We start from the raw sequence: 26,458 nt of genomic DNA on the forward strand, positions 1-26,458 counted from the left end.
AGCTATCAAGAATCCATCTTTGGGGGTTGGGCGGCTTTTTCGCTATTTTAGCCCTAATGAACGCCAATTACCTCCAAACGCCCATCGCCTACCTTAAAGGTGTTGGACCCCATAGGGCCGACCTCCTGAAATCCGAGTTGGGTATAGAGACGTTTGGTGACCTTCTACAATGGTATCCCAACCGGTATTTGGACAAAACCCAATACCACAAGATTGGGGAGTTAAAAGATAGCGGTGCCGATCTACAGGTATTGGGTAAAATAGTTCATTTAAAAACGGTGGAACAAAAACGGGGCAAGCGCTTGGTGGCCACCTTTGTTGATGATACCGGGCAAATGGAGCTGGTGTGGTTCCGGGCGCACAAATGGATACGGGAAAACATCAAACTTAACGAACCCTATGTGGTTTTTGGCCGGGTAAACCGGTATGGAAGTACCTTTTCCATGCCCCACCCAGAAATGGAGTTGCTCAAACAACACCAGGCAGGACTTAAAATCAGCATGCAACCCATTTACCCATCTACCGAAAAACTATCCAATGCTGGGGTAACCAACAAAGTGGTTTCTAAACTAATTCAGCAATTGTTTTTGGAAACCAAGGCCAATTTTGGGGAAACACTATCGCAAGAACTCTTAGGGGAGCTAAAAATGATTTCAAAGGCCGATGCGCTTCTTAACATCCATTTTCCCAAGAATCAGGAATTATTGGCCAAAGCCCGGTTTAGGTTAAAATTTGAAGAGCTTTTTTACGTACAACTACAATTATTGAACAAAAAGGCGATAAGAAAGCACAAAATCAAAGGTTTACCGTTTGACCAAGTGGGTGAAAAATTCAACCACTTTTTTAAAAATCATTTGCCGTTTGCATTGACCAATGCCCAAAAAAGGGTCATCAAGGAAATTAGAAACGATTTGGGCAGCAGCGCACAAATGAATCGCTTATTGCAAGGTGATGTAGGCTCCGGGAAAACCATTGTTGCATTAATGTGTATGTTATTGGCTATCGACAATGGTTTTCAGGCCTGTTTGATGGCCCCTACTGAGATTCTAGCCAATCAACATTTTAATGGTTTAAAAGAGTTACTGGCAGATATGGATGTTTCCATTGCGCTTTTAACAGGCTCTATAAAAAAATCTGCTCGGAAACCAATTCATGAACAATTGGAAAACGGAGAACTTGATATTCTAGTGGGCACCCATGCCGTTTTGGAGGACAAAGTACAATTTAACAATTTAGGTTTGGCCGTTATTGATGAGCAACATCGGTTTGGAGTAGCGCAACGTTCAAAATTATGGCATAAAAACAAGTTGCCACCCCATATTCTTGTTATGACCGCTACGCCCATTCCAAGAACCTTGGCAATGAGCCTCTATGGCGATTTGGACATTTCGGTGATTGATGAGCTACCACCTGGCCGTAAACCAATTAAAACGGTGCATCGGTATGATGCTAACCGGCTCAACGTTTTTCGATTTATAAAAGATGAAATAAAAAAAGGGCGACAGGTTTATGTGGTTTATCCTTTAATTCAAGAAAGTGAGGCTTTGGATTACAAGGATTTGATGGATGGATATGAAAGTCTTGCTCGGGAGTTTCCTTTACCGGAGTATCAAATTTCCATTGTACACGGACAGATGAAACCTCAGGACAAGGATTATGAAATGGAGCGTTTTGTCAAAGGGGAAACCCAGATCATGGTAGCTACCACCGTCATAGAGGTTGGGGTGAATGTACCCAACGCATCGGTAATGATCATTGAAAGTGCGGAACGTTTTGGGCTGTCGCAATTGCACCAGTTACGTGGGCGCGTGGGACGCGGTGCCAAACAAAGTTTTTGTATTCTAATGACAGGTCATAAACTATCCAGCGAGGCCAAAACCCGTTTGGAAACCATGGTACGCACCAATGACGGCTTTGAGCTGGCCGAAGTGGATCTAAAACTCCGTGGGCCCGGTGATTTAATGGGCACCCAACAAAGCGGTTTGCTAAATCTAAAGATAGCGGATATTGTCAAAGACAATCAGGTTTTAAAATCGGCCCGGTATTATGCCATGCAGCTTTTAAAAGCTGACCCCAAATTGGAACAACCTAACCATTTGGTCATAAGAAAGGCTTATGGCGATTTGGTCAAGGACAAAACAATTTGGGGGTATATAAGTTGAAAATAAATACGATGCATTAAACGAAACATTTACGATAAAATTACGTTCAATTATCTCATACAGAACTTCTAATAAATGACCAATAAATTACTCACCCTAGCTTCTATTTTCGTGCTACTGTTAAGTTGTGATGAGGAGAAGGTTTCCGTTCAGCCGGAAATAATGTCCGAAGAAATAGACACGACCCCACCAAAAGTGTCGATTCCAAATTTTGAAGAAGTATTGGGAAACAGTGTTGAAGTGGCAACAACCATTGCTGTTTCTATTGAAGAAGATTCGGAGATAGAAGAGGTTTCAGTTTTAGTGAATCAATCCGAAATTTTAAATACTAAGGAGAAAGTGTTTTCATTTGAGTTAAATCCTTTTAATTACCCGAACGGAGAAAATATACTTTCCATTGTTGCAAAAGATTCCGAAAACAATAGAACACAACAAAATGAAGTTTTTGAAGTAAATAAATTATTGGTATCTATTGCCGCACCAACGGTTCCTCCCGAATCTCAACTATTCTTTTCTGTAAATACAATGAATGGAGATTTGCTGGCTTTTGCACTAGTTACTAGACCTTTGGAAATTGTAAAATTGTATGCAGACGATGATTTTACTCCACAACCCATCATTGTTACCTCTTATGAAATGCAACCTGAAGCAATCTTTAAAGCTAATCTAAACTCCATAGCCAACATTGAACCGGGAACTGATTTAGTGGCATTTCAGGAAGCAGCAGGGGTAAATACGGAGAACACGTTTGAATCCAACCCAATAATCCAACCATTCACAATCAAAATAAATAGTATTCCCAATAATGTATTGGCAAATTCTTTCTTTGTGGTGAGTTATAACCACCTAGGACAGTCCACAGACGTTATAAACAGCTCTGAGGGACTGGAAACCCAAATGCGTTACGATTCTCTTGATACTACCATTGAAAATACCCTCATTTATACATCCAGTTCAATTGCAGAAGCAAAAGCAAATAACACTATAGCTCTAGAAGACTACAGATACCTTTTGTTGGAAAATCCAAAGGATACAACCCTTTCTTTCTCAGAATTCAAGTCACCGGAATCAACCATATCGTTTTCTGTTCCATCTAATTCAGAAACTTTTTCGCAACGACTTGTTGGCTACAAAGATTCAAATGGTTATCTAGATAATGAGTTTTTTTATTTATTTGACTCTAAAGGCACACCTGAAAACAATACTATTAGTTTACCTGTAATTCCAGAATTGTCAGTAGTAACAAACGAACTGACACTAGTATTGGATGATGGAAATACTTTTGAAGCAAATACCTTTGGAATAAAGGATGTTTCAATTCCAATTTGGTCAGCGGTAAGAACAGAAGACTTGGTAACAGTTTCAGGGGTTTATGACAAGGTTGAGATGTTATTACAAACAAACGATAATCCTGATGCTGTTATGTCGTGGAGTTTTACTGATAGACCAAATGACAACTACACATTGATATTCAATTCCTTTGAGTTGCCCAGTGAATTCATAGATTATGCCGCCATGAATAATTTGGATTTGAGCAATCTAATTTCAACCAGCAGAATTAGTATTAAACAATTTGCTTCTTCTAAACCTTATGAGTACGAAGAACTCCTTTTCTATCCATTTCTACCGTCCCGGCCAGATGATATTTATATTTTGACATCAAACCTGACCACCAATTAAAATGACTCGTATACTACGGGAGGAACGGTGTACACTATATGAAAAACTATTCGGAAACCTATTGACTAGCGCATTTGAAGCTTCCTTCTTGGATAATTACTACTCAAAATAATGGACCAAAGTATTCTGCACAAAACGCGCTTCACGACTTCCCGGTGCCGCATAGCTTTTAAACTTTTCATACACTTCAGAAGCGTAGGAATAGGTATCACCAACAGAGGCTTTTGCAAAAAGGTACCAATAGGCCGCTGTCATCCAATCCTGCCCACCTTCCTGTAAGCTTAATGCAGGCTCAACAATATCAATAGTTTCTTTAAAACGCTTTTGCATACAAAGCACATAGGCGTACATAATACGTGCCCTCCCAAACCCATTGAACATCTCAATGGCTTTTTTAAAGTAAGCCTCAGTAATAGACAATAATTTTGATGCTTCACTTGTGATGGATTCCCCCGAGTTTATTTTATCTAAGGCAGGCTCCATCATCATAGATAAAATCCTTCCAAAATTATAGATTTCGTTTGCGTCAGTCGGTGCTTCACTTAATCTACCATACACGGTTGAAACTTCCGCTTCCCGGGCCACATTAATTTCATTTTGTGCCCTTGCTTTGTCCATTAAACTGTTGTAAGAAGATAAGGGCGCAATTTCAAAAGGAGTTTCTTGCGGTAGATATGACATGGCAGCCGTCTGGCTCTCGTTGGTAGTATCATTTTCTAAGTCAATAGAAGCCCAAGCCATAATATTAGTGGCTGCCGTCTCATCAATTCCGGCCATTGCCGTTAGGGTCTTTGCATTACCAAGTGCTGCTATAGCTTGTTTTGTGGCGATACCCATGGCGCTCAATCTACTTAAATGCTCCGTACTTGCTCCCAAGGCATTAAGTACGATAGTATCCATTTCATTAAATGTTGACATAATTATGATTTCTTTAGTTCAAGGATTGTAATTATTTATTCGGTAGTTTTTAATGAAGCCAAAGATATCATGATTGCTTATCTCCTTATACCCCTGAATATTGGGAAAATTATCCCTTCTTGTGATAAACTAGAAATACAACGAAGTATTCCTTTTTTTCTTATTTAACTAGAAGTCTTATTTCAACACCATTTTAACCGTTAGTTACTAGTTGAACATCGTAATTCTGTACTGAACCAAAAGTGTTAAAAAGGGTGTTATTTCCTATTTTAGTAAGTTGAAAATTGAAAAGTATATAACATGAGTAATACACTCTTTGATAAGGTTTGGGATTCCCATGTGGTAAAGAAAATTGAAAATGGGCCAGACGTGTTCTTTATTGACCGTCATTTGGTTCATGAGGTAACGAGTCCCGTGGCATTTTTAGGGCTAAAAAACAGAAATATACCGGTTTTGTATCCTGAAAGAACGTTTGCAACCGCAGACCACAATACGCCAACCATTAACCAACATCTTCCTGTTAAAGACCCATTGTCTGCAAATCAACTAGAAGCCTTGGAAAAGAATGCGGCTGAACATGGTATTCCATATTGGGGATTAGGCCATGAAAAAAATGGTATTGTTCATGTGATTGGCCCAGAAAATGGTATCACCTTGCCTGGGGCAACCATCGTTTGTGGGGATTCCCATACGTCTACCCACGGGGCATTTGGCGCCATTGCATTTGGTATTGGCACCTCGGAAGTGGAGATGGTACTGGCCACCCAGTGCATAATGCAGCCAAAACCCAAGAGCATGCGAATTAACATCAATGGGGCATTAAGCTTTGGGGTTACCCCAAAAGATGTGGCACTTTACATCATTTCCAAACTCACTACCTCTGGTGCCACAGGCTATTTTGTGGAGTACGCGGGAGATGTGTTTAAAAACATGAGTATGGAAGGCCGTATGACTGTCTGCAACCTTAGTATAGAAATGGGTGCGCGAGGCGGAATGATTGCCCCGGACCAAAAGACCTTTGATTATGTAAAAGGCAGGGAGTTTGCCCCTAAGGGTGCTGCTTGGGACAGGGCCATGGCGTATTGGGAAACCTTGTATTCCGAGCCACATGCGGAATTTGACAAAGAATTGAACTTTGATGCCGCGGATATTGAGCCCATGATTACCTATGGCACCAATCCTGGTATGGGAACTGGAATCAGCAACGGAATTCCTATGGCCAATGCCGTTGAGGGCGGAGCAGCTACCTATCAAAAATCACTAGCTTATATGGATTTTAATGAAGGTGAGGCTATCAAGGGAAAACCTATTGATTTTGTATTCCTTGGTAGTTGTACCAATGGTAGGATAGAAGATTTTAGGGCATTTGCCTCTATTGTCAAAGGAAGAAAAAAAGCAGATAATGTAACGGCTTGGTTGGTTCCAGGATCCCACGGAGTTGAAGATGCCATTAAGGCAGAGGGTATTTTGGATATTTTACATGAGGCAGGTTTTGAGCTTCGTGAGCCAGGTTGTTCCGCCTGTTTGGCCATGAATGATGATAAAATTCCTGCGGGCAAATATGCGGTAAGCACTTCCAATAGAAATTTTGAAGGTAGACAAGGCCCAGGAGCACGTACATTATTGGCGAGCCCCCTAGTTGCGGCAGCGGCGGCAGTTACAGGCAAGGTAACCGATCCCAGGGAATTGATGAATGAAATGGTTATGGGTTGATTGTTGTTGGTTATCTGGAATTATATACAATTACGAACCATCAACGAACAACAACTAACGAACAACAAATAACACAGAAATGGCATACGATAAATTCAACATATTAACTTCATCAGCGGTTCCGCTACCTATAGAGAATGTAGATACCGATCAAATTATTCCTGCCCGTTTTTTAAAGGCCACCGAGCGTAAGGGTTTTGGAGATAATCTGTTCCGGGACTGGCGATATCACCAAGACAATACGCCTAAAGAGCAATTTGTCCTTAATAACCCTATGTACACCGGCAAAATATTGGTTGGGGGGAAAAACTTTGGCTCAGGCTCCTCAAGGGAGCATGCGGCCTGGGCCGTTTATGATTATGGGTTCCGTTGTGTGGTATCCAGTTTTTTTGCTGATATTTTCAGGAACAATTGTCTAAACATTGGGGTGCTTCCCGTTCAGGTTAGTCCCGAATTTTTAGAGCATATTTTTAGGGCCATTGAAGCCGACCCAAAAACGAAGTTGGAGGTAAACCTGCCCAAGCAAACCATCACCATATTGGCTACGGGCGCCTCAGAATCCTTTGACATTAACGACTATAAAAAGGATAATATGACCAACGGGTTTGATGACATTGATTATCTATTGAACATCAAGGAAGACATTAAGACCTTTGCGGAAAACAGACCGTTCTAATAAGCTTTCAGTTCCAGTGGTTATTTTAGGAACCATCGCATCCAAATCCAAAAAAGTTTAAAAGAACAGCATACGGTACCTAGTCCCTTTTAAGTAATAACCAAAACTGACGACAAGAATTAAAATTGATTTCCATTAAAATAACCCTCAAAAAGACTGGAACCTTTTCTAAATGAAAACGAGAACCCTAGAAATCATGGATACCACCTTAAGGGACGGAGAACAAACCTCCGGGGTATCCTTTACCGCATCGGAAAAACTAACACTGGCCAAACTATTATTGGGGGAGCTTAAGGTAGACCGTATTGAGGTGGCCTCGGCACGGGTATCCCAAGGGGAATTTATGGCCGTAAAGAACATCATTGATTGGGCATCAGAAAACGGTTGTACCGAAAATGTTGAGGTGCTCACTTTCGTTGATGGCGGAACTTCCATAACATGGATGAAAAAAGCTGGTGCCAAGGTTCAAAATTTGTTGACCAAAGGTTCTTTAAACCATTTGACCCATCAACTCAAAAAAACACCGGAACAACATTTTGCCACCATTGAAGAAGTTATACAATTGGCCAAAGATGCCGGTATTACCACTAACGTCTATTTAGAAGACTGGAGCAACGGAATGCGCAATTCACAGGAATATGTATTTCAGTTTCTTGATTTTTTAACCCAGCAACCCATAAAACGGATTTTACTGCCAGATACCCTAGGCATATTGACCCATACCGAAACTTTTGGGTATTTGGATACGATTATTAAACGATATCCAAAGACCCACTTTGATTTTCATGGGCATAATGACTATGACCTTGGAGTGGCCAACGTTATGGAGGCTGTAAAAGCGGGTTGTCACGGTCTACACCTTACCGTCAATGGTATGGGAGAACGTGCGGGAAATGCCCCCTTGGCGAGTGCCATTGCAGTTATCAATGATTTTTTACCGCAAGTGAGAACGCAGGTGAACGAAACCTCCTTATACAAGGTAAGTAAGTTGGTCTCTGCCTTCACCGGTTTTGGAATTCCCGCCAACAAACCCATAGTTGGGGACAATGTGTTTACCCAAACCGCTGGAATCCATGCAGACGGGGATAGTAAGCACAACCTATATTTTAGCGATTTAATGCCAGAAAGATTTGGTAGAAAACGCAAATATGCCCTAGGTAAAATGAGTGGCAAGGCCAACATTCAAAAAAACTTGGAAGAATTGGGACTTACCTTAAATGATGATGAGCTTAAAAAGGTGACGGCAAGAATAATTGAATTGGGGGACAAAAAGGAAAAGGTTACCAAAGAGGACCTCCCATATATTATTTCCGATGTTTTGGACAGTAGCTCCTTTCATCAAAAAGTATTCATCAAATCTTACGTGCTGACACATGCCAAGGGCTTGCAGCCCTCCACTACCCTATCTATGGAGTTTGATGGAAAGGTGTACGAAGAAAACGCCCAGGGAGACGGACAGTTTGATGCTTTTATGAACGCCTTGCATAAGGTGTACCACAAACTGGACGTAAAACTGCCTACATTGATAGACTATGCGGTAAGGATCCCCCCTGGAAGTAATTCCGATGCGCTATGCGAAACCATGATTACATGGAAAATTGGCAAAAAGGATTTTGTGACCACCGGATTGGATTCCGATCAAACCGTATCGGCTATCAAGGCCACAGAAAAAATGTTGAATATGATTTAAGGCTTTTAAGCTAAGGCCTCTCGCTGTTCGCAGAAAAAGTGCCATCGCAACTATGAAAAAATGTAAAAAACATACTTTTTGGGAATTGGGACATGTGTTAGGCTCGGATATTTGCCAATTGTCCAAAGTTTTTCCAAAGGAAGCGCATGGGTTGGCCTCTAAAACGGGGAGGACGGCATATGCAATACCTACCAATATCGTTAAAGCTTGTGGCCTTGGGTCTGATACAACATCTAAAAAATTCCCATTTTTTTCAGTGGGAACGGCTAGTAATTGGAAATATTTTACCACGCTATCTAGGAATTTGGGATACACAGCGGATATAAAATTTGGAATAATCCTAATCTAAATCAAAAGAAACCTTCATTAGTTAATAAACAACATATAACCAAAAGCGTACAACGCATAGCGTAAGGCGTTTTGAACAAAACAAAAAACATGAAACTAAATATCGCCCTTTTAGCAGGAGACGGAATAGGACCAGAAGTCATTGATCAGGCCGTAAAGGTTTGCGATGCAGTCGCGTCAAAATTCAACCATGACATTACTTGGAAACCGGCATTAACGGGTGCCGCTGCCATTGATGCGGTGGGGGAACCTTACCCGGATGAAACCCATGCCATTTGCGAGGCCGCAGATGCAGTATTGTTTGGTGCCATTGGTCACCCAAGATTTGATAACGACCCTTCGGCCAAGGTGCGTCCAGAACAGGGTTTATTAAAAATGCGCCAAAAGTTGGGCCTATTCGCCAATGTGAGACCTACGTTCACCTTTCCGTCCTTGATTGACAAATCGCCCTTAAAGAGGGAGCGTATTGAAGGTACTGACCTTGTTTTCTTTAGGGAGCTCACCAGCGGGGTATATTTTGGGGAACGGGGTAGAAAAGATGATGGGAATACCGCGTTTGATACCATGACCTACAAACGTTTTGAAATTCAACGTTTGGCTAAAAAAGGTTTTGAGGCGGCCATGACCCGGAGCAAAAGGCTTTGTTGTGTGGATAAGGCCAATGTTCTGGAATCTTCACGTTTGTGGAGGGAGACCGTACAAGCTATGGAAAAGGACTATCCGGAAGTTACCGTGTCCTATGAATTTGTTGATGCCGTGGCCATGCGCTTAGTGCAATGGCCAAGTGACTATGACGTTTTGATTACCGAAAATTTATTTGGTGATATCCTTACGGATGAGGCCTCCGTGATTTCTGGTTCCATGGGATTGATGCCTTCCGCCTCCTTAGGTGAAAAAGCGTCTTTATTTGAACCCATACACGGGTCTTATCCCCAAGCTGCTGGTAAGGATATTGCCAATCCGCTGGCCACCGTACTATCAGCGGCCATGATGTTTGAAACGGCCTTTGGGCTGCACGAAGAGGCAAAGACCATACGGGATGCCGTAAACAAATCCTTGGCAGAAGGTGTGGTTACGGAAGATTTAGCCGATGGTGCCAAAGCCTACAAAACCTCTGAAGTTGGGGATTGGTTGGCCGAGAATATATAATGTAGCCAGATCTTTTTTGATAATAAAAGAGCAAGCGCATCTTTACATAGTTGCCATTTTAGTTTTAAGAGCATTGTTTTGTCTGTATTCAAAGGTTGAAAAGGCTCCGATTATTCTTGCGCTTGGGGCCACGCTTATGGCCAGCTTGTGGAAACGTTTATTTCAAAAAAAGTAATTAGTAGCCCATTGTGCATTTTGATGATAATTCGTCAATTCGAGTGATTTTTTGATACGAAGTATCGGAAAATAGTATCGAGAATCAGAGTTATAGCATTGAAACCTTGTTCTCGATACTTTTCTTCCAGAAAAACTCGAACTGACGGTTTTAATCTAAAAAACATTCAAAATGTATGAGGGATTAACTATTTATTTGTTTATCACTGTCATCAAAGAATATAATCCGTACTCAAAAAATTACTGACTTTTGCTTCCAATAATTGTTCAATGGTCTCATTGTTCAACGCATTGTCCTTGAAGGCCACAAAGGTCCTAATACTAAAAGAACGCAATGCATCATGTACGCTTAAAGTGGCTTGGGCAGAATCTTTTCTTCCGGTAAACGGATAGACATCTGGCCCTCGTTGGCATGAACTGTTTAAATTCACCCGGCAGACCAAGTTGGCCAAGGTATCTATCAACGGCGATAGACTGTATACATCTTTACCAAACAAGCTTACCTGCTGTCCGTAGTTACTTTCCGCCATATCATCCAAGGGTTCGGATATATCTGTAAATGAAAGCACGGGTATTATGGGGCCAAATTGCTCTTCTTGATAGACGCGCATATCTTTGGTTACGGGGTACAACACTGCGGGCCAGATATAATTATCTGTTTGTTTCCCTCCTTTTGTATTCTTGATGCTTGCCCCTTTTGCCAATGCATCGTCCAATAATTCTTGAATATAGGCTGGTTTTCCTGGCTCTGGCAAAGGTGTTAATTGAACCCCCTGATCCCAGGGGTTACCAAACTTTAAACCATCGACCTTTGCAGAGAACCGTTTTAAGAATTCTGCTTTTATTTCTTCATGGACATAAACCACTTTTAAGGCCGTACAGCGTTGCCCATTAAAGGAAGTGGTTCCTGCAATGACTTCATCAATGGTTAAATCCAAATCTGCATCCGGTAAAATGATCGCCGGGTTTTTAGCTTCCAGTCCCAAAACCAGTCTTAAGCGATTGCTCTTTGGGTGTTGATCTTGTAGGGCGTTGGCCGATTTACTGTTCCCAATCAAGGCCAATACATCTACCTTTCCCGTCTTCATGATGGGAGCGGCTACCGCCCTGCCCCGTCCAAAGAGGATATTGACCACGCCTTTGGGGAAACTGGTCTGAAATGCCTCCAAAAGCGGCGTAATCAGCAATACCCCATGTTTTGCTGGCTTAAAAACCGTGGTGTTGCCCATGATAATCGCGGGAATCAATAAGGCAAAAGTCTCATTTAAAGGGTAATTGTAAGGTCCCAAACATAGTACCACGCCCAACGGGCCACGCCTAATATGGGCGTATACGCCCTGGTGCTTAATAAACTTGGCACTACTTCTATCCAGTTCCTTGTACTCTTCAATGGTATCCTCAATGTATTCTACGGTTCTGTCGAATTCCTTTTGGGAGTCGGGCAGGGACTTTCCTATCTCCCACATCAGTAATTTTACAATCGTACTGCGTTTTTCCTTCATCTTGCCAACAAAGGTTTCCATACATTCTATACGGTCTTTTACCTTCATGGTAGGCCATACACCCTGGCCTTGGTTATACGCCCCAAGGGCAGCCTGCAAGGCATCCATAGCCTCTGGCTCTCCCATATCCGGTATACTTCCCAACAAGGTGGGTTGGTACTGCGCCGTGGAAGATATGGTAGAATACACCTCTGTGGTATCACCAGACCATGATTTTAGTTGTCCGTTGACCAAGTACTTTCGCTGGTCTATGGTTTCCGTGATTTTAAACTCTTTTGGGATATTGTTCTTAGTGCTCATCAGTTTATATTTTATAAAACAAAAAATCCCTAATTACTTAGGGATTTGGTCATTATACAATTGGCTTCATTGCCGTCATGGACTCCCTAAGCCGTGCTCCCACGATCTCAACGGGATGTTCCCTTAAAGCTTTATTAACAGCAATCAGTTTTGCATTATCTACGCCATTATCTTCTGCGCTAAAAGCTTTACCAATGATATTGGTATCCACACGCTTCATAAAATCTGCCAACAACGGCTTACAGGCATGGTCAAAGAGATAACAACCATATTCCGCTGTATCGGAAATCACCCGGTTCATTTCAAACAACTTCTTCCTGGCAATGGTATTGGCTATCAAAGGGGTTTCGTGAAGTGATTCGTAATAAGCAGACTCCGCGATAATCCCAGATTCTGTCATGGATTCAAAGGCCAGCTCCACGCCCGCCCTTACCATTGCGACCATTAATACGCCATGATCATAAAATTCCTGTTCAGAAATTTCCATATCTCCGGCAGCGGTTTTTTCAAAAGCGGTTTCCCCGGTTGCAGCTCTCCAACTTAACAAATTTTTGTCATCATTGGCCCAGTCTTCCATCATGGTTTTTGAGAAATGTCCGGTCATGATATCATCCATATGTTTTTGAAACAAGGGGCGCATGATATCCTTTAATTCTTCGGATAGTTCAAAAGCCTTTATTTTGGCGGGATTGGACAACCTATCCATCATATTGGTGATACCGCCATACTTCATCCCCTCGGTAATGGTTTCCCAGCCGTACTGAATGAGTTTTGAGGCATACCCGGCATCAATACCCTTTTCCACCATTTTGTCAAAACACAAAATAGAACCTGTTTGCAACAGCCCACAGAGAATGGTTTGTTCCCCCATTAAATCAGATTTCACTTCTGCCACAAAGGAAGATTCCAGAACCCCTGCCCTATGTCCGCCCGTAGCGGCCGCATACGCTTTGGCTTGCGCCAGTCCGTGCCCTTGAGGGTCATTGTTTGGGTGTACCGCTATTAAGGTGGGTACACCAAAACCGCGTTTGTACTCCTCCCGAACTTCAGAACCTGGACATTTAGGGGCTACCATGATGACCGTGAGGTCTTCGCGAATCTGCATGCCCTCTTCCACAATATTGAAACCATGGGAATAGGAAAGCGTAGCCCCTTTTTTCATCATGGGCATAATAGTGCTCACCACGCTGGTATGCTGTTTGTCCGGGGTTAAATTGATAACCACATCGGCGTTGGGAATTAACTCCTTGTAGGTTCCAACGGTGAAATTATGCTCCGTGGCATTCTTGTAGGACTGACGCTGCTCTTTAATGGCGGCTTCCCGAAGGGTGTAAGAGATGTCCAAACCTGAATCCCGCATGTTTAACCCTTGGTTCAATCCCTGTGCGCCACAGCCCACAATCACTATTTTCTTTCCTTTTAAAGCACTTACCCCGTCTGAAAACTCTGAAGCTTCCATAAATCGGCATTTTCCCAATTGTTTCAGTTGGTCTCTTAAGGACAATGTGTTAAAATAATTTGTCATCTGTTTAGGTTCTATTCGTGTTTTATTTGATTGCTTGTTCTAGTATTTCGGTAATGGGCATAGCCTCTTTAGTGACCGCTATGCGACCTGATCGCACAAACTGTAAGATACCATAAGGTTCCAAAGCGTCATGCATTTCATCAATCTCATGCCGTCTACCGGTTTTCGCCAACACAAAAAAGTCTCGTGAAACGGTCACAATCTGGGAATTGCTCTCTTTGATGATATTCTGTATTTGACGTTCATCAAACAACAGTGCCGACTTTATCTTAAAAAGTGCGGATTCTTGATAGATGGTCTCATCATCGGTATGGTAAAAGGCCTTGATGACTTCAATCTGCTTTTCAATCTGCCCCACGATTTTACGGGTCCAATCTTCCGTGGTGTTTACCACGATGGTAAATTTTGAAACATTTTCAATCTCTGATTTAGAGACATTTAAACTTTCTATATTAATGTGTCGCTTTAAGAATATCCCCGATATCCTATTTAACAGTCCTACATTGTTTTCTGAGTAAACAGAAATGGTAAACCATTGTTTTTTCATAAGCCGCCCCCAGTGCCCTCCAAAGGAGAGGAAATTATGGGTTTTTAATTTATTTTAACCGTATATCCGAAACCGATGCCCCGGAAGGAATCATCGGAAACACATTGTCCTCTTTCTCCACCTTTACCTCAAGAAAATAAGGCTTGTCCGATGCTATCATCTCATCGATTGTGGATTGTAAATCTTTTCTTTCACTCACTCGTTTTGCTTCTATGTGGTAACCCTCAGCAATTTTTACAAAATCTGGATTCACCATCACCGTTGAGGCATACCTACTTTCAAAAAAGAGTTCCTGCCATTGACGTACCATTCCCAAATGATCATTGTTCAATACCACGATCTTTACCGGTATCTGGTGCTGAAAAATAACACCCAATTCCTGAATGGTCATTTGATAGCCCCCATCACCGATCACGGCAACTACCTCCCTATCCGGTGCACCTTGCTTGGCCCCTATGGCCGCAGGAAGCGCAAACCCCATAGTTCCCAATCCGCCAGAGGTAATATTGCTTTTGGATTGCTCAAATTTAGCATACCGGCACGCGATCATTTGATGTTGCCCTACGTCCGTAACGATTACCGCCCTATTTCCTGAGGCAATATTGATGGCCTCAATCACCTCCCCCATGGTCAACCCCGCTTTTGTGGGCTTGAGGTCGTTTTTGATGACCGTATCAAATTCTATTTCATCCTTTTTCTTAAATTCTTGATGCCAGTCCTCATGTGTATTTTTTTTCACAAGGGGAAGCAGTAGTGACAAGCTTTCCTTTGAATCCCCCAGTAAGGGAATATCGGCCTTCACATTTTTATTGATTTCTGCCGGGTCAATTTCAAAATGAATCACCTTGGCCTGTTTGGCATAAGTATCTAAACTACCTGTCACCCGGTCATCAAAACGCATTCCAACGGCCAAGAGGACATCACACTCATTGGTCAACACATTGGGCCCATAGTTGCCGTGCATGCCAACCATACCCACGTTCAGTGGGTGACTGGTAGGGATTGCAGATTCTCCCATAATGGTCCATGCGGCCGGAATCCCAGTTTTTTCGATAAACGCTTGCAATTCCTGTTCTGCCTGCCCTAGAATGACTCCTTGGCCCCAAACAATCAATGGTTTTTTTGCCTGGTTGATAAGTTCCGCTGCCTGCTCCAACGCCCTAGGGTCTATCTTGGGTACCGGAGTATAACTGCGTACGCTTGTACATTTTTTATATTCAAAGTCTAGCTCATCAAACTGAGCGTTTTTTGTAATATCCACCAATACCGGTCCTGGACGCCCAGATTTTGCGATAAAAAAAGCCTTGGCCAGTATTTCTGGTATTTCAGAGGCTTTGGTGATTTGATAGTTCCATTTGGTCACCGGTGTAGAAATACCCACAATATCCGTTTCTTGAAACGCATCGGAACCCAATAAATGGCGTGGTACCTGGCCCGTAATACAAACCATGGGAGTGGAATCTATTTGGGCATCTGCCAGACCTGTCACCAAATTGGTGGCGCCTGGTCCGGAAGTGGCCATAGCCACGCCAACCCTGCCCGAAACCCTGGCATAGCCTTGCGCAGCATGTGTTGCACCCTGTTCATGGCGAGTAAGGATGTGGGTGAGCCTATCTTGAAATTTATATAGTTCGTCATACACGGGCATAATGGCACCGCCCGGATAGCCATAAATTAAATCGACCCCCTCTGCCAATAGACAATGTACGATGGCTTCTGCCCCGCTAATACGCATGGGCTTTTTGGTCGTTGTTCTGGACTTTTTTTCTTTGAGTATTTCCATGGTTCCAATTTCAGGTTCAAGTATCAAGTTCAAAACCAAGTCCTGAACCATCCCCCATTGAACAATTATTATAGCATATCCGTTACGCAGCCCAATGAAGCCGAAGAAACTGTTTTTGCGTATTTGTACAAGCTACCCTTTCTCACCTTTAAATTAGGCTGCTTCCAGTTTTTCCTTCGATTTTGCAGTTCTTCATCCGACAGATCGACAGATATGGTATTTTTTTCGGCATCAATGGTGATCATATCACCATCTTCAATAAGGGCAATATTGCCCCCGTCCTGCGCTTCCGGAGAAATATGGCCTACCACAAAACCGTGGGTGCCACCGGAAAACCGACCATCTGTAATCAACGCGACGTCTTTTCCCAAGCCAGCACCCATAATGGCCGCCGTTGGCTTGAGCATTTCTGGCATCCCAGGACCTCCCTTTGGGCCTTCATACCGAATGACCACGACATCCCCTTTACTTACTTTGCCTTCGCGGATGCCATCATTGGCCAGAAACTCCCCTTCAAAAACTTTTGCCGGACCCGTAAAATGTAATCCTTCCTTACCGGTTATCTTGGCTACGGAACCATCTTTGGCAATGTTTCCAAATAGTATTCTAATGTGCCCGGTTTCCTTGATAGGGTTGTCAGTATCGTGAATAACGTGCTGTCCATCCGTCAAACTTGGCACTTCTGCCAAATTCTCTGCCACGGTTTTTCCAGTAATGGTCAAACAATCGCCATGAAGCATTCCTTTTTCCAGCATAAACTTCATGACCGCAGGAATACCCCCCACCCGATGCACATCTTCCATTAAATATTTTCCACTAGGTTTTAAATCTGCCAAAAAAGGTGTGGTATCACTTATTCTTTGAAAATCATCTAAGGTGAACTCAATTTCCGCTGCTTTGGCAATGGCCAAGAAATGTAGCACCGCATTGGTAGAACCCCCAAGAATCGTGATTAAACGCATCGCGTTTTCCAAAGACTTTCGGGTAATGATGTCCAAAGGTTTAATGTCCTTTTCTATCAATTGCCGCAGTGCCCTGCCAGAGGCAATACAATCTTCCTTTTTCTCCGGTCCCGTGGCCGGATTGGAAGAGTTGTAAGGCATGGCCATACCCAAGGCTTCAATTGCCGAGGCCATTGTGTTTGCCGTATACATTCCACCACAGGCCCCTGCCCCTGGGCATGCATTTTGAATCACAGCTTTATAATCCTCCTCGTTCAAAGTACCGGCAACTTTCTCTCCCCAAGCTTCAAAAGCGGAGACCACATCTAACTTTTTGTCCTTTAAGCAACCGGAAGCGATGGTACCTCCATACACCAAAACGGACGGCCTATTTAAACGAATCATGGCCATTAAGGCACCGGGCATATTTTTATCACAGCCCACCACTGTGGCCAGTCCGTCGTAGTTCATGGCCTGGACCACAGTTTCCATAGAATCTGCAATCACGTCCCTAGAAGGTAAGCTGTAGCGCATACCGTATGTTCCCATGGAAATGCCATCACTTACACCAATGGTGTTGAAAATGAGGCCCACCAAATCTTTTTCTTGGACACCCTGCTTTACATAGGTAGATAATTCATTTAAATGCATGTTACAGGGATTGCCTTCATAGCCCGTACTGCCTATACCAATAAATGGTTTCTTAAGGTCTTCTTCAGTAAGGCCAATGGCGTAAAGCATCGCCTGGGCTGCTGGTTGTGTTGGGTCCTGTGTAACGTTTTTGCTGTATTTGTTCAATTCCATTAAGGATATCTTTCTTATTTCAACTTTCTATTAAACACACTTTAACAATCAAAAATAATTGTTTCAGAAACCGAAAGATTTTAACGTGTGGAAATAGGCTAAATCCATCTAAAAAATTACTGTCTTATCTTTCTGAATATCAGTATTATAAATTATTTTAAAATACCATATCCATCTCTTTTTGAAAAGTGCGGAAATCAGCGAAAAAACCTGAGTTCTTCTATTTTTCATTTCCTAATTTTAGGGCCATGGAAAAAACAGTCTCCGAAGCTATAGGCTACCGCCGTTCCGTTAGGGTATTCAAGCAAGAGCCTTTAGAGGTCCAAAAAGTAACCCATTGCCTCAAAAATGCCACCTTGGCCCCAACGAGCAGCAATCTACAATTATGGGAGTTTTATCACATTACCAACCCTACGGTACTGCGTGAAATGACAACGGCCTGCCTAGGTCAGAATGCCGCCAAATATGCACAGCAACTCGTTGTTGTTGTGACCAGAAAGGATTTGTGGAAACAACGCACCAAGGCCAATATTGACTTTTTAAAAGCCCAAATAGGCCCTAAACCTCCTGAGGCGTATGGCCGAAGGGAAAAAATGGCCCTCAACTATTATCAAAAACTGATACCTACCATTTACACAGATTTCCTAGGAATTTTAGGCGGTTTAAAATATTTGTTTTTTCAGGTGGCAGGACTTTTTAGGCCCGTCTATAGGCAAGTAAGAAGTTCTGATATGCGCATTGTTGCACACAAAAGTGCTGCACTGGCAGCGCAAAATTTTATGATAAGTATGGCCGCAATAGGCTATGACACTTGCCCAATGGAAGGAAGCGACACCTTACGGGTAAAACAAATATTAAAATTGCCAAGGGGTGCCGAAATCAATATGGTGATCGGTTGCGGCATCCGGGATAAGAAGGGGGTTTATGGCGCACAATTTAGAGTGCCATTCAAGGAGGTCTACCGCCAAGTTTAATTCCTTAATTGAAAGGTAATGGAATCACCGGACTTCTTTTGGGCCAAAATAGCAATGGCCTCTTCTGTAAGTTGTAAGATTCTTGGATAACCGCCCGTGGTCTGCCCGTCCTTCATCAAAACAATCAACTTTCCCGCTGGGGTCAACTGCACGGTTCCCGGCATGGTTGCAGAGGTAAGCATTGAAAGGTTGTGGGCATCAATGGCCTCTTTTAATTGGTACGCCATTCTATTATTTTCTTTTGCCACCGTAAAGGATGCATCAAAAAGTTGCTTTTTTTGGTTTTGGGTAAGTAAGTCGTATTCCGGTGCCTTGGCCACATGCACCGTAAGGTCTTCAAAATAGGTGTCGATCTTAATTTTGGGGATTTTGGGTTGAAAATCTTTGGTTTCGGCATAGGAAATCTGCATACCATCCGTTAGGTGATTGTTCTTGGTTAGTGGAATGTATTGGGATTTGCTCCCCAATACCGAATCAAACTGCAAACCACCTTTTACCGCCAAGTAGGACCGAAAACCATTTTCTAACCGTCCGTAGGAAAGGATATCACCAGCCTTGATTTGGTATACCTGATAGTTTTCAATGGGCTCATTGTTTAAGGTGGCCGATAAGTTTGCCCCTGCAAGTGCTATGTAGGTATCCAATTCAAAAAGTAGCGTAGGACCCGTCATGGTCATCTCCAAAACAGCGGCATCTGGTGTGTTTTCCAAAAGGAAATTGGCTTTGGTATAGGCCTTATAATCCATAACACCGGATACCGGAACCCCAATATGCCTGTAGTGATATCTTCCGATATCTTGAACCGATGTAAAAAAACCAGACTTTAATACCTTAAGCATTCCACAACTTTTTTTCGGGTTGATAAATGCCTACCTCACCCTCAATCTTATGCAGATCATATTCCGCTTTGGATACCGCCTTAAACCTGATTTTATCCCCAATACTGGCAAAGAATGGTGGTGAAGCTTTGGTATTGAACAAAGGTATTGGGCATCTGCCAATGATATTCCAACCGCCCGGGGAATCTTGTGGGTAAATACCCGTTTGCTTCCCAGCGAGACCTACGGAACCCTTATCAACATGTAAGCGCGGTGTTTGTTTTCTGGGAATTTCGAGGTCTTTGGGCAGTCCACCAAGATACATGAAACCCGGTAAAAAACCGATGCCATACACCGTATATGCCGTAGCTGTGTGTTTGGTAATCAGCTCATCTACCGAAAAGGTGAGCGTACTGGCCACCTCTTGGATATCATGTCCAAATTCACTGTCATAACAGACCGGAAGCGTCCACTGGTACCGTTGCACCGCTTGTTTTGGTCCTAGTTGCTTGTACCAAGTTAAGAGTTGCCCATGAAACTTATTTTCGTCAATGGGAATACAGGTATTGACCAAGGTGAGCGAATTGTAGGCTGGGATTAATTCCCACCCGTCTTCCAATGCGTCCATCAAAAAATGTTTAAACTGCAAAATATCTTCCAAAACACCTTCATTGACTTGGTCTGGCCATGCTATCAATGCCGCATGTAGTCCAAAAGGTTTAATGGTAATGGGGTACTTTTTCACTTGCTTACTAGAACTTGGTGTTTTGGTAATTCTTTTGAAAGATACATTAATATTTTCAATGCCGATGGTGTATCGCCATGAACGCAAATAGTATCGGCCTTTATACTCCTTATAATGTTGCCAATGGTACTCACCTCTTCCTTTTGTATGATTGTTAAGACATGTAAGAGTACTTTTTTTGGCTCTTGAATCAAGGCATGGTCTAGCGATCGTGAAACCAGTTTTAAATTGGCATCGTAATTACGATCTGCAAAGGCCTCCAAATAAAACCGAAAGCCCCGCTTTAGGGCAGCCTTATGTATTTTGGACAGGTATGGGAGATAAATTGGCGTTTCCCTGTAGCCTTCCACGGCATCCAAAAAAACATGTGCCATATCCTCTTCATCGGCTATGAGATTGTAAAGCGCACCGTGCGGTTTCATATGGTGCATTTGGGCATTTTGCTGTTTTACGGCCGCTGCAAAGACGGCCAGCTGATCCTTAATGCTATCCTTTAATTCTTGATTTGTGATATCCAGTACCTTTCTTCCAAAATTTTCCCTATCCGGGTAACCTGGGTGTGCCCCTATTTTTACCTGGTTCCCTTGCGCCAATAGGATAACCCTTTTCATGGTTTCCAAGTCACCAGCGTGGCCACCACAAGCAATATTACAGGAACTGATGTAAGGCATCAAGGCAGACTCATTTTGGAGCCCTTCCCCTACATCGCAATTAATATCTATGTTAATTACCGCCATGAACCTACCAAGCTAACACTTTAAGAATACTTTTGACCCCAAGAAAAAACGTAAATCCCACAATAAGACAGCCTAGTACATTCTGCCATTTGGAATTCCTGTAGTTACCCATGACCTTCACCCTATTCACGGCCCAAAGCAAAATAACCGCAATTACGGGCAAAAGGATACCATTGGCAATTTGGGCAAATTTGATGATTTCAATAGGTTTTACATTAAAGGAAAGGGATAGTACCCCAGCAGCCAGAATACCAATCCATACTGCCCTAAAACGCCAATCTTTTAAAGTGGATGGCCATCCAAAACAGTTTCTTGCCACATAAGCCCCAGCCAAGGGAGCGGTAATACTAGAGGTTACGCCGGCGGCCAGTAGTCCTACCCCCATAAAATATTTGGCCCATTTTCCGTAAAGGGGCTCCAGTCCGGAAATTAAATCCATGACACCGGCAACCGATTGTGAGGGTATGGCAGAAGCGGCAACGATGATAGCCATGGATACCAGGCCACCAAGACCAATGGCCAAAATAGTATCCCATTTTGCGGTTTTTAAATCTTCTGTGCTTTTCCAACGTTCGTTCACCAAGGACGCATGTAAGAATAAATTATAGGGGACAACCGTGGTTCCCACCAATGCAATAACGTTTAAAAGGCTATTTTCTGGAAAGCTTGGCACTAACAATCCCCTAAGCAAGACCGCTATATCTGGCTTGGTGACCAAAGCGGTAATCATAAAAGAAAGGCTCATTAAACAAATGAGCCCTAAAAAGACCTTTTGCAGTAGTTTATAATTACCATACCATAGCAAGACAAATACAGCCATACCAATAATAAGCGGATACAAGGATTCCCAGCTAGTGGATACAATGGCTTGTAACCCTAAGGTGGCACCGCCTATGTTTCCGCCTTCATAGGCTGCGTTTCCTACGAGGATGGCCGCCAAAACCACGCTAAGCACAAAAAACCGGAGGGTTTTATGGTGCAACTGTTCCTTCAACACCTCTGTAAGGCCCTTTTTGGAAACCAGTCCCAAACGTGATGCCATTTCTTGAAGCACTATGGTAGCAAATACGGAAAATGCCAGGGCCCAAAGCAGGGCATAATTGAAATTTACCCCGGCAATGGTGCAAGCCGTAATGGTCCCTGGGCCTATGAACGCGGCGGCGATTAAAACTCCTGGGCCTATTTTTTTAAACATGCTTAAAATTTTCACCACACAAAATAAAGGTTTCGCAACAAGGCACGTTGCATTTTATCTAAAAAAATGCATTTCGTCTAAAAACAGGGTGTCATACATCGAACGGCTATACGAATTAAAAAATGTGGAGGTTATAATAGTCCCAAATTAACAATTTTACCAAACTGACCTACTTACATGGCATGTATCGATTGTAACAAGAAAATAGGCTATGAACAAGCTACACATTCTAAGGAGATTTTAGGTGTTGAATTATGCGAGCGGCATACCCGGATCATTAAAAAAGTAATATTAGAGCATAATACGGCTGTAGAAACCATCCAACTCTACTATGCCCTAAAGCAAGCAGGCGCCAACCCCATGTTAGAGTGGTGGGATGGTTCTAAATCTGTGGATATCGCAATTTCTAGAGTAAAGCTGAATATAGAAATTGATATGGGCCATGAATTGATTACCCACGAACAGGCCATACAGGATTTAGAGGAAGCGATGCATTCTTTTAAAAATGGGTTCACCACCATTAAGATTCCACATCTGGTAGTGAAGTACTACCTAAACGATACGGTAACCAACATCCTTGGTATCATTCAGGGACTTAAGGCAAATCTCAAGGTTATATAAACCGTTGGCTAGGGCTGGTGATACGCATACTAGATTAGTCACACCATCCCTTAGATGTAAACTATGGTTTAAGCTTAGAATAGGTACCTTACCTAGGCGAAGGATTACCATCTAACCAAGGGCTGATTCTTCACAAATCTGTGCAATCCAATGCCCAAGCGCAAACGGGGATTGTGGAAAAGGAAGGCCAGGAACACCTCCTTGCCATGGAAATACGCTATCATCAGATCATCAAGCCAGTCTGGTTAAGTGGATGAGCCCCTAGAGGGTTTACCTTGCAATAATTCAGGTTAAGGCCAATCACATGCTTTTTAATAAAAACAATCCACGCTCTAGTTGGGTATGGTTGATTTCCTACCTAGTACCTATGGATTTTATAGCATAATCTTAGGATTTAATTGTATTTTATGCCTTTAAATTTATTAGTATGAAAATCCTTAAATTTTGGACATTGGCCATGCTTGGTGTCCTTTGTATTACGGCTTGCACCCAAACCCCAAAAGAAGCAGCAACGCTTTTGATTTATGGGGGGCCAATCTACACCATGGATACCACCCAAGTGTTGGTTGAAGCCGTTGCGGTTAAGGACAACACCATCCTTTTTGCAGGTGGTTTAAAAGAGGCGGAAGCCTTTAAAACAGAAGAAACCGAACTGTTGAATTTAAAGGGCAAAACCATGACTCCCGGTCTTATTGAAGGACACGGCCATTTTATGGGACTTGGCTACAATGAACTCAATTTGGATTTAATAGAAACCACCAGTTACCAAGAAATTATTGACGCTGTTGCAGAAAAGGTAAAGACCGTTAAGCCGGGCGAATGGATTTTAGGTAGGGGATGGCACCAAAGCAAATGGACCAAAATGCCGGAAGAAACCGTAAATGGATTTCAGACGCATGAGTTGTTGAGCGCAGTATCCCCAGACAATCCTGTATATTTAGCCCATGCCAGTGGACACGCAGGATTTGCCAATGCCAAGGCCATGGAAATTGCAGGCCTTACTGTGGTGTCAAAGGAAGGCATAGATCAATTTAAAGTGGAAGGTGGCGAGGTAATGCGCGATGCTGCAGGCAACCCAACGGGAATTTTTAATGAAAGGGCCCAAACCCTAATTACAAAACATATTCCCGAAACCACCCCGGAGCGGGAGGCCAAAGCCTTTGAACTGGCCATTGAGGCATGCCATAGAAATGGTATCGTTGGTTTTCATGATGCCGGCATAGGAAGGGAAACCATTGCCCTTTATGACCAAATGAAAACAGGGGGTAAAATGGATGTGCGTTTATACTGCATGCTTACCGGATGGGATAAAGAATTACTGACCGAATGGTACAAAAAAGGCCCCATGATAGACCCAGACCACCGCTTTACCATACGATCGGTAAAACTTAACTGCGATGGTGCATTGGGCTCACGTGGCGCTTGGCTATTGGAAGAATATAGTGACAGACCTGGCCATTTTGGCCATGAAACCTTGCCCATGCCCTTTGTAAAGGAAACAGCTTTAAATGGTCTTAGAAACGGATTTCAGGTATGCTCCCATGCCATAGGGGATCGGGCAAATAAAGAAATCCTGGATAGGTATGAATACGCTTTTAACCAACTTCCCGATCTTACCAAAGACCACCGTTTTAGGATAGAACATGCACAGCACCTGCATCCGGATGATATTCCGCGCTTTGCCAGTTTGGGGGTTATCCCCGCTATGCAAGCGGTACACTTGTCATCGGACAGACCTTGGGCCATTGACCGTCTTGGGGAAAAACGCATTAAAGAAGGGGCATACATGTGGCAAACCTTATTAAAAAGTGGTGTGCCCATTGTCAATGGAACGGACGTACCCGTAGAGCCTTTAAACCCTATAGCAAGCCTATATGCAAGCTTTACCAGAAAAACGCTCAAAGGCCTTCCTGAAGAAGGATATGAACCAGAAGAACGAATGACACGGGAACAAGCTTTTAGGTCGTATACCTTAGATGCTGCCTACGGGGCTTTTGAAGAAAATATCAAAGGGTCCATAACCGCTGGAAAATTGGCAGATTTCACTATTTATGACCAAGATGTAATGACCGTTGCGGAGGATAAGTTTTTGGATACACAGGTGATGATGACCATTTTCAACGGGGAAATTGTTTACCGCAAAGAATAGTTGGCCCAGAGGAATTATGATTAAAGAGTTGGTTGGAAAATTGGATGTATAGCAACAACAAAACGGTACAGCGTATACAGCGCGGCCTCCCCTATAAAAATTGGATTCACTCACACAAATAGTTCTAGGTGCCGCTGTTGGCGAAGCGGTACTGGGTAAGAGAGTAGGTAACAAAGCCCCACTATGGGGGGCCATTGCGGGCACTATTCCAGATTTGGACGTGGTTACCAACTATATGGCGGATACCGTTACCGCCATAGAGGTGCATCGTGGTTTTAGCCATTCCCTTTTTTTTTCCATAGTATTTGCACCACTACTTGGCTGGTTGGTCTGGAACCTTTATCACAAAAAACAGGCAACATGGCGGGATTGGTCTACGCTGTTCTTTTGGGGACTGTTTACCCATCCCATACTAGATGCCTTTACCACCTGGGGCACTCAGTTATTTTGGCCATTGCAATGGCGATTGGCCTTTCAGTCCATATTTGTGATTGATCCTCTGTACACCTTGCCATTTTTAATTTTTTTGATACTGGCAATTCGGCAATCCCAAATCTCCCAAAAAAGGCGAAAACTCAATCGTTTGGGAATCATCATCAGTTCTTGTTACCTGCTCGCCACCTTAGGTCTAAAAGCCCTGGCCCACCAAAAATTCATCACTGCCCTTCAACAGCAGGGAATTAGCTACAGCGAACTGGACACAAGGCCGGCGCCTATGAACACCATTCTTTGGATGGCTAATATTGACACTAAAGACGCCTATTTGATTGGGGAATACTCCTTTTTTGACAGTCAGGAAATTACGTTTAGGACTATTCCCAAAAACCACGAATTATTGGAAGGTCTCCAACAGGAAGATAAGGTAAAGCGCTTGATAAAGATTACCCAAGGGTGGTATGCCATCCATGAAAAAGACGGGCAATTGTTTTTTAATGACTTAAGATTTGGTTTGTTAAGCTTGAATCCCAAAGAAACCCAATTCGCTTTTTCGTACCAACTACAACCAACCAAAAATGGGCTTCAAGTACATGAAGTGCCCAAATTACGATCAGATGGCAAAAAGCTCCTAAGTGCGCTATGGGAACGGATTTGGGGTAATTGATGCGTGTTCTAGTGTTATCAAAATTGATTTAAAACCATGCTATTTGTCAATGACATAATTGGTTGCCAACGGGGGTTATGGCGCTTGTAGCAATGGTCAAAAGCTGCAAACTGGCGCGTGCAAAGCCATTTAAAAAAAATGAAAGCTACCACCTATTTTAAACGACGGTTAAACACCAAAAAAAATGAATAAATAATAATACCTT

21 protein-coding genes are annotated in these 26,458 nt (G+C 42.9%); 11 read left to right on the forward strand and 10 right to left on the reverse strand.

The genetic code is table 11. The annotated features are described in order from the left end of the window. Positions 1-56: 56 nt before the first annotated feature. Complete coding sequence (gene recG / locus I595_RS02080; protein WP_054557725.1) at positions 57-2,162, forward strand: ATP-dependent DNA helicase RecG; 2,106 nt, start codon at positions 57-59, stop codon at positions 2,160-2,162. A gap of 75 nt (positions 2,163-2,237) precedes the next feature. Further along, positions 2,238-3,842, forward strand: coding sequence for a hypothetical protein (locus I595_RS02085; protein ID WP_054557726.1), 1,605 nt, complete (start codon positions 2,238-2,240; stop codon positions 3,840-3,842). Positions 3,843-3,941: 99 nt separating this feature from the next. Here the strand turns inward: I595_RS02085 and I595_RS02090 are convergent, their stop codons facing one another. Further along, entirely contained in the window at positions 3,942-4,760 is an 819-nt protein-coding gene (locus tag I595_RS02090; RefSeq protein WP_054557727.1) for a hypothetical protein, read from the reverse strand. Positions 4,761-5,060: 300 nt separating this feature from the next. Here I595_RS02090 and leuC point away from each other — a divergent pair, with 300 nt between their 5' ends. The 5 genes from leuC (at position 5,061) to leuB (ending at position 10,336) form a co-directional block, all read left to right on the forward strand. Then, positions 5,061-6,473, forward strand: a complete 1,413-nt coding sequence (leuC, locus tag I595_RS02095; RefSeq protein ID WP_054557728.1) for a 3-isopropylmalate dehydratase large subunit — start codon at positions 5,061-5,063, stop codon at positions 6,471-6,473. A 79-nt stretch (positions 6,474-6,552) separates the two neighbouring features. Continuing rightward, on the forward strand, positions 6,553-7,149 hold the full coding sequence (leuD, locus tag I595_RS02100) for a 3-isopropylmalate dehydratase small subunit (RefSeq protein ID WP_054557729.1): 597 nt from the start codon (positions 6,553-6,555) through the stop codon (positions 7,147-7,149). Between the two features lie 172 nt (positions 7,150-7,321). Then, positions 7,322-8,839 (forward strand): alpha-isopropylmalate synthase regulatory domain-containing protein, encoded by a 1,518-nt coding sequence (locus I595_RS02105; RefSeq protein WP_054557730.1) that lies wholly within the window; start codon positions 7,322-7,324, stop codon positions 8,837-8,839. Positions 8,840-8,891: 52 nt separating this feature from the next. Further along, positions 8,892-9,188 (forward strand): four helix bundle protein, encoded by a 297-nt coding sequence (locus tag I595_RS17815; RefSeq protein ID WP_054557731.1) that lies wholly within the window; start codon positions 8,892-8,894, stop codon positions 9,186-9,188. An 89-nt stretch (positions 9,189-9,277) separates the two neighbouring features. Then, positions 9,278-10,336: a 3-isopropylmalate dehydrogenase gene (gene leuB / locus I595_RS02115; RefSeq protein ID WP_054557732.1), complete on the forward strand. Its 1,059-nt coding sequence runs from the start codon at positions 9,278-9,280 to the stop codon at positions 10,334-10,336. Positions 10,337-10,722: 386 nt separating this feature from the next. On the opposite strand, the gene I595_RS02120 is transcribed toward leuB, so the two are convergent. From I595_RS02120 to ilvD, 5 genes are all read right to left on the reverse strand, one after another. Beyond that, positions 10,723-12,312 (reverse strand): NADP-dependent glyceraldehyde-3-phosphate dehydrogenase, encoded by a 1,590-nt coding sequence (locus I595_RS02120; protein ID WP_054557733.1) that lies wholly within the window; start codon positions 12,310-12,312, stop codon positions 10,723-10,725. A 52-nt stretch (positions 12,313-12,364) separates the two neighbouring features. Next, entirely contained in the window at positions 12,365-13,837 is a 1,473-nt protein-coding gene (ilvC, locus tag I595_RS02125; protein ID WP_054557734.1) for a ketol-acid reductoisomerase, read from the reverse strand. 22 nt (positions 13,838-13,859) lie between these two features. After that, entirely contained in the window at positions 13,860-14,384 is a 525-nt protein-coding gene (gene ilvN, locus I595_RS02130; RefSeq protein WP_054557735.1) for an acetolactate synthase small subunit, read from the reverse strand. Positions 14,385-14,433: 49 nt separating this feature from the next. After that, a complete protein-coding gene (gene ilvB, locus I595_RS02135; RefSeq protein ID WP_054558015.1) occupies positions 14,434-16,167 on the reverse strand; it encodes a biosynthetic-type acetolactate synthase large subunit in 1,734 nt (577 codons plus the stop codon). A gap of 68 nt (positions 16,168-16,235) precedes the next feature. After that, positions 16,236-17,912, reverse strand: a complete 1,677-nt coding sequence (gene ilvD, locus I595_RS02140; protein WP_054557736.1) for a dihydroxy-acid dehydratase — start codon at positions 17,910-17,912, stop codon at positions 16,236-16,238. Positions 17,913-18,160: 248 nt separating this feature from the next. On the opposite strand from ilvD, the gene I595_RS02145 reads away from it, so the two are divergent. After that, on the forward strand, positions 18,161-18,886 hold the full coding sequence (locus I595_RS02145) for a nitroreductase family protein (RefSeq protein ID WP_054557737.1): 726 nt from the start codon (positions 18,161-18,163) through the stop codon (positions 18,884-18,886). Here I595_RS02145 and I595_RS02150 read toward each other — a convergent pair. From I595_RS02150 to I595_RS02165, 4 genes are read right to left on the reverse strand one after another with little or no spacing between them, the layout of a single operon-like run. Continuing rightward, positions 18,883-19,725 carry a 5-oxoprolinase subunit C family protein gene (locus I595_RS02150; protein WP_054557738.1) on the reverse strand — a complete coding sequence of 281 codons (843 nt, stop codon included), beginning with the start codon at positions 19,723-19,725 and terminating at the stop codon, positions 18,883-18,885. The genes I595_RS02145 and I595_RS02150 overlap by 4 nt on opposite strands. After that, on the reverse strand, positions 19,718-20,449 hold the full coding sequence (gene pxpB, locus I595_RS02155) for a 5-oxoprolinase subunit PxpB (RefSeq protein WP_054557739.1): 732 nt from the start codon (positions 20,447-20,449) through the stop codon (positions 19,718-19,720). The genes I595_RS02150 and pxpB overlap by 8 nt, the downstream gene beginning before the upstream one ends. Further along, entirely contained in the window at positions 20,446-21,186 is a 741-nt protein-coding gene (pxpA, locus tag I595_RS02160) for a 5-oxoprolinase subunit PxpA (protein ID WP_054557740.1), read from the reverse strand. The genes pxpB and pxpA overlap by 4 nt, the downstream gene beginning before the upstream one ends. Before the next feature lie 4 nt (positions 21,187-21,190). Next, entirely contained in the window at positions 21,191-22,381 is a 1,191-nt protein-coding gene (locus I595_RS02165) for an Nramp family divalent metal transporter (protein ID WP_054557741.1), read from the reverse strand. A gap of 177 nt (positions 22,382-22,558) precedes the next feature. On the opposite strand from I595_RS02165, the gene I595_RS02170 reads away from it, so the two are divergent. The 3 genes from I595_RS02170 to I595_RS02180 all read left to right on the forward strand — a co-directional run bounded on the left by I595_RS02170 (position 22,559) and on the right by I595_RS02180 (position 26,253). Next, positions 22,559-23,002 (forward strand): hypothetical protein, encoded by a 444-nt coding sequence (locus tag I595_RS02170; RefSeq protein ID WP_054557742.1) that lies wholly within the window; start codon positions 22,559-22,561, stop codon positions 23,000-23,002. Between the two features lie 427 nt (positions 23,003-23,429). Further along, positions 23,430-25,151, forward strand: coding sequence for an amidohydrolase (locus I595_RS02175; RefSeq protein ID WP_054557743.1), 1,722 nt, complete (start codon positions 23,430-23,432; stop codon positions 25,149-25,151). A 100-nt stretch (positions 25,152-25,251) separates the two neighbouring features. Then, positions 25,252-26,253 carry a metal-dependent hydrolase gene (locus tag I595_RS02180; protein WP_054557744.1) on the forward strand — a complete coding sequence of 334 codons (1,002 nt, stop codon included), beginning with the start codon at positions 25,252-25,254 and terminating at the stop codon, positions 26,251-26,253. Positions 26,254-26,458 lie beyond the last annotated feature (205 nt).

Origin of the sequence: Croceitalea dokdonensis DOKDO 023 (assembly GCF_001306415.1) — a bacterium.
GTDB lineage: Bacteria > Bacteroidota > Bacteroidia > Flavobacteriales > Flavobacteriaceae > Croceitalea > Croceitalea dokdonensis.

What these genes read in the sequence shown, in the direction of transcription:
- ilvC (WP_054557734.1), bottom strand. Translation starts at nt 13,837, where the DNA reads ATGACAAATTATTTTAACACATTGTCCTTAAGAGACCAACTGAAACAA.
- I595_RS02165 (WP_054557741.1), bottom strand. Translation starts at nt 22,381, where the DNA reads ATGTTTAAAAAAATAGGCCCAGGAGTTTTAATCGCCGCCGCGTTCATA.
- I595_RS02175 (WP_054557743.1), top strand. Translation starts at nt 23,430, where the DNA reads ATGAAAATCCTTAAATTTTGGACATTGGCCATGCTTGGTGTCCTTTGT.
- ilvB (WP_054558015.1), bottom strand. Translation starts at nt 16,167, where the DNA reads ATGGAAATACTCAAAGAAAAAAAGTCCAGAACAACGACCAAAAAGCCC.
- leuC (WP_054557728.1), top strand. Translation starts at nt 5,061, where the DNA reads ATGAGTAATACACTCTTTGATAAGGTTTGGGATTCCCATGTGGTAAAG.
- recG (WP_054557725.1), top strand. Translation starts at nt 57, where the DNA reads ATGAACGCCAATTACCTCCAAACGCCCATCGCCTACCTTAAAGGTGTT.
- I595_RS17815 (WP_054557731.1), top strand. Translation starts at nt 8,892, where the DNA reads ATGAAAAAATGTAAAAAACATACTTTTTGGGAATTGGGACATGTGTTA.
- I595_RS02145 (WP_054557737.1), top strand. Translation starts at nt 18,161, where the DNA reads ATGGAAAAAACAGTCTCCGAAGCTATAGGCTACCGCCGTTCCGTTAGG.
- I595_RS02120 (WP_054557733.1), bottom strand. Translation starts at nt 12,312, where the DNA reads ATGAGCACTAAGAACAATATCCCAAAAGAGTTTAAAATCACGGAAACC.
- leuB (WP_054557732.1), top strand. Translation starts at nt 9,278, where the DNA reads ATGAAACTAAATATCGCCCTTTTAGCAGGAGACGGAATAGGACCAGAA.
- I595_RS02085 (WP_054557726.1), top strand. Translation starts at nt 2,238, where the DNA reads ATGACCAATAAATTACTCACCCTAGCTTCTATTTTCGTGCTACTGTTA.
- pxpA (WP_054557740.1), bottom strand. Translation starts at nt 21,186, where the DNA reads ATGGCGGTAATTAACATAGATATTAATTGCGATGTAGGGGAAGGGCTC.
- I595_RS02090 (WP_054557727.1), bottom strand. Translation starts at nt 4,760, where the DNA reads ATGTCAACATTTAATGAAATGGATACTATCGTACTTAATGCCTTGGGA.
- ilvN (WP_054557735.1), bottom strand. Translation starts at nt 14,384, where the DNA reads ATGAAAAAACAATGGTTTACCATTTCTGTTTACTCAGAAAACAATGTA.
- I595_RS02105 (WP_054557730.1), top strand. Translation starts at nt 7,322, where the DNA reads ATGAAAACGAGAACCCTAGAAATCATGGATACCACCTTAAGGGACGGA.
- ilvD (WP_054557736.1), bottom strand. Translation starts at nt 17,912, where the DNA reads ATGGAATTGAACAAATACAGCAAAAACGTTACACAGGACCCAACACAA.
- I595_RS02170 (WP_054557742.1), top strand. Translation starts at nt 22,559, where the DNA reads ATGGCATGTATCGATTGTAACAAGAAAATAGGCTATGAACAAGCTACA.
- I595_RS02150 (WP_054557738.1), bottom strand. Translation starts at nt 19,725, where the DNA reads ATGCTTAAGGTATTAAAGTCTGGTTTTTTTACATCGGTTCAAGATATC.
- leuD (WP_054557729.1), top strand. Translation starts at nt 6,553, where the DNA reads ATGGCATACGATAAATTCAACATATTAACTTCATCAGCGGTTCCGCTA.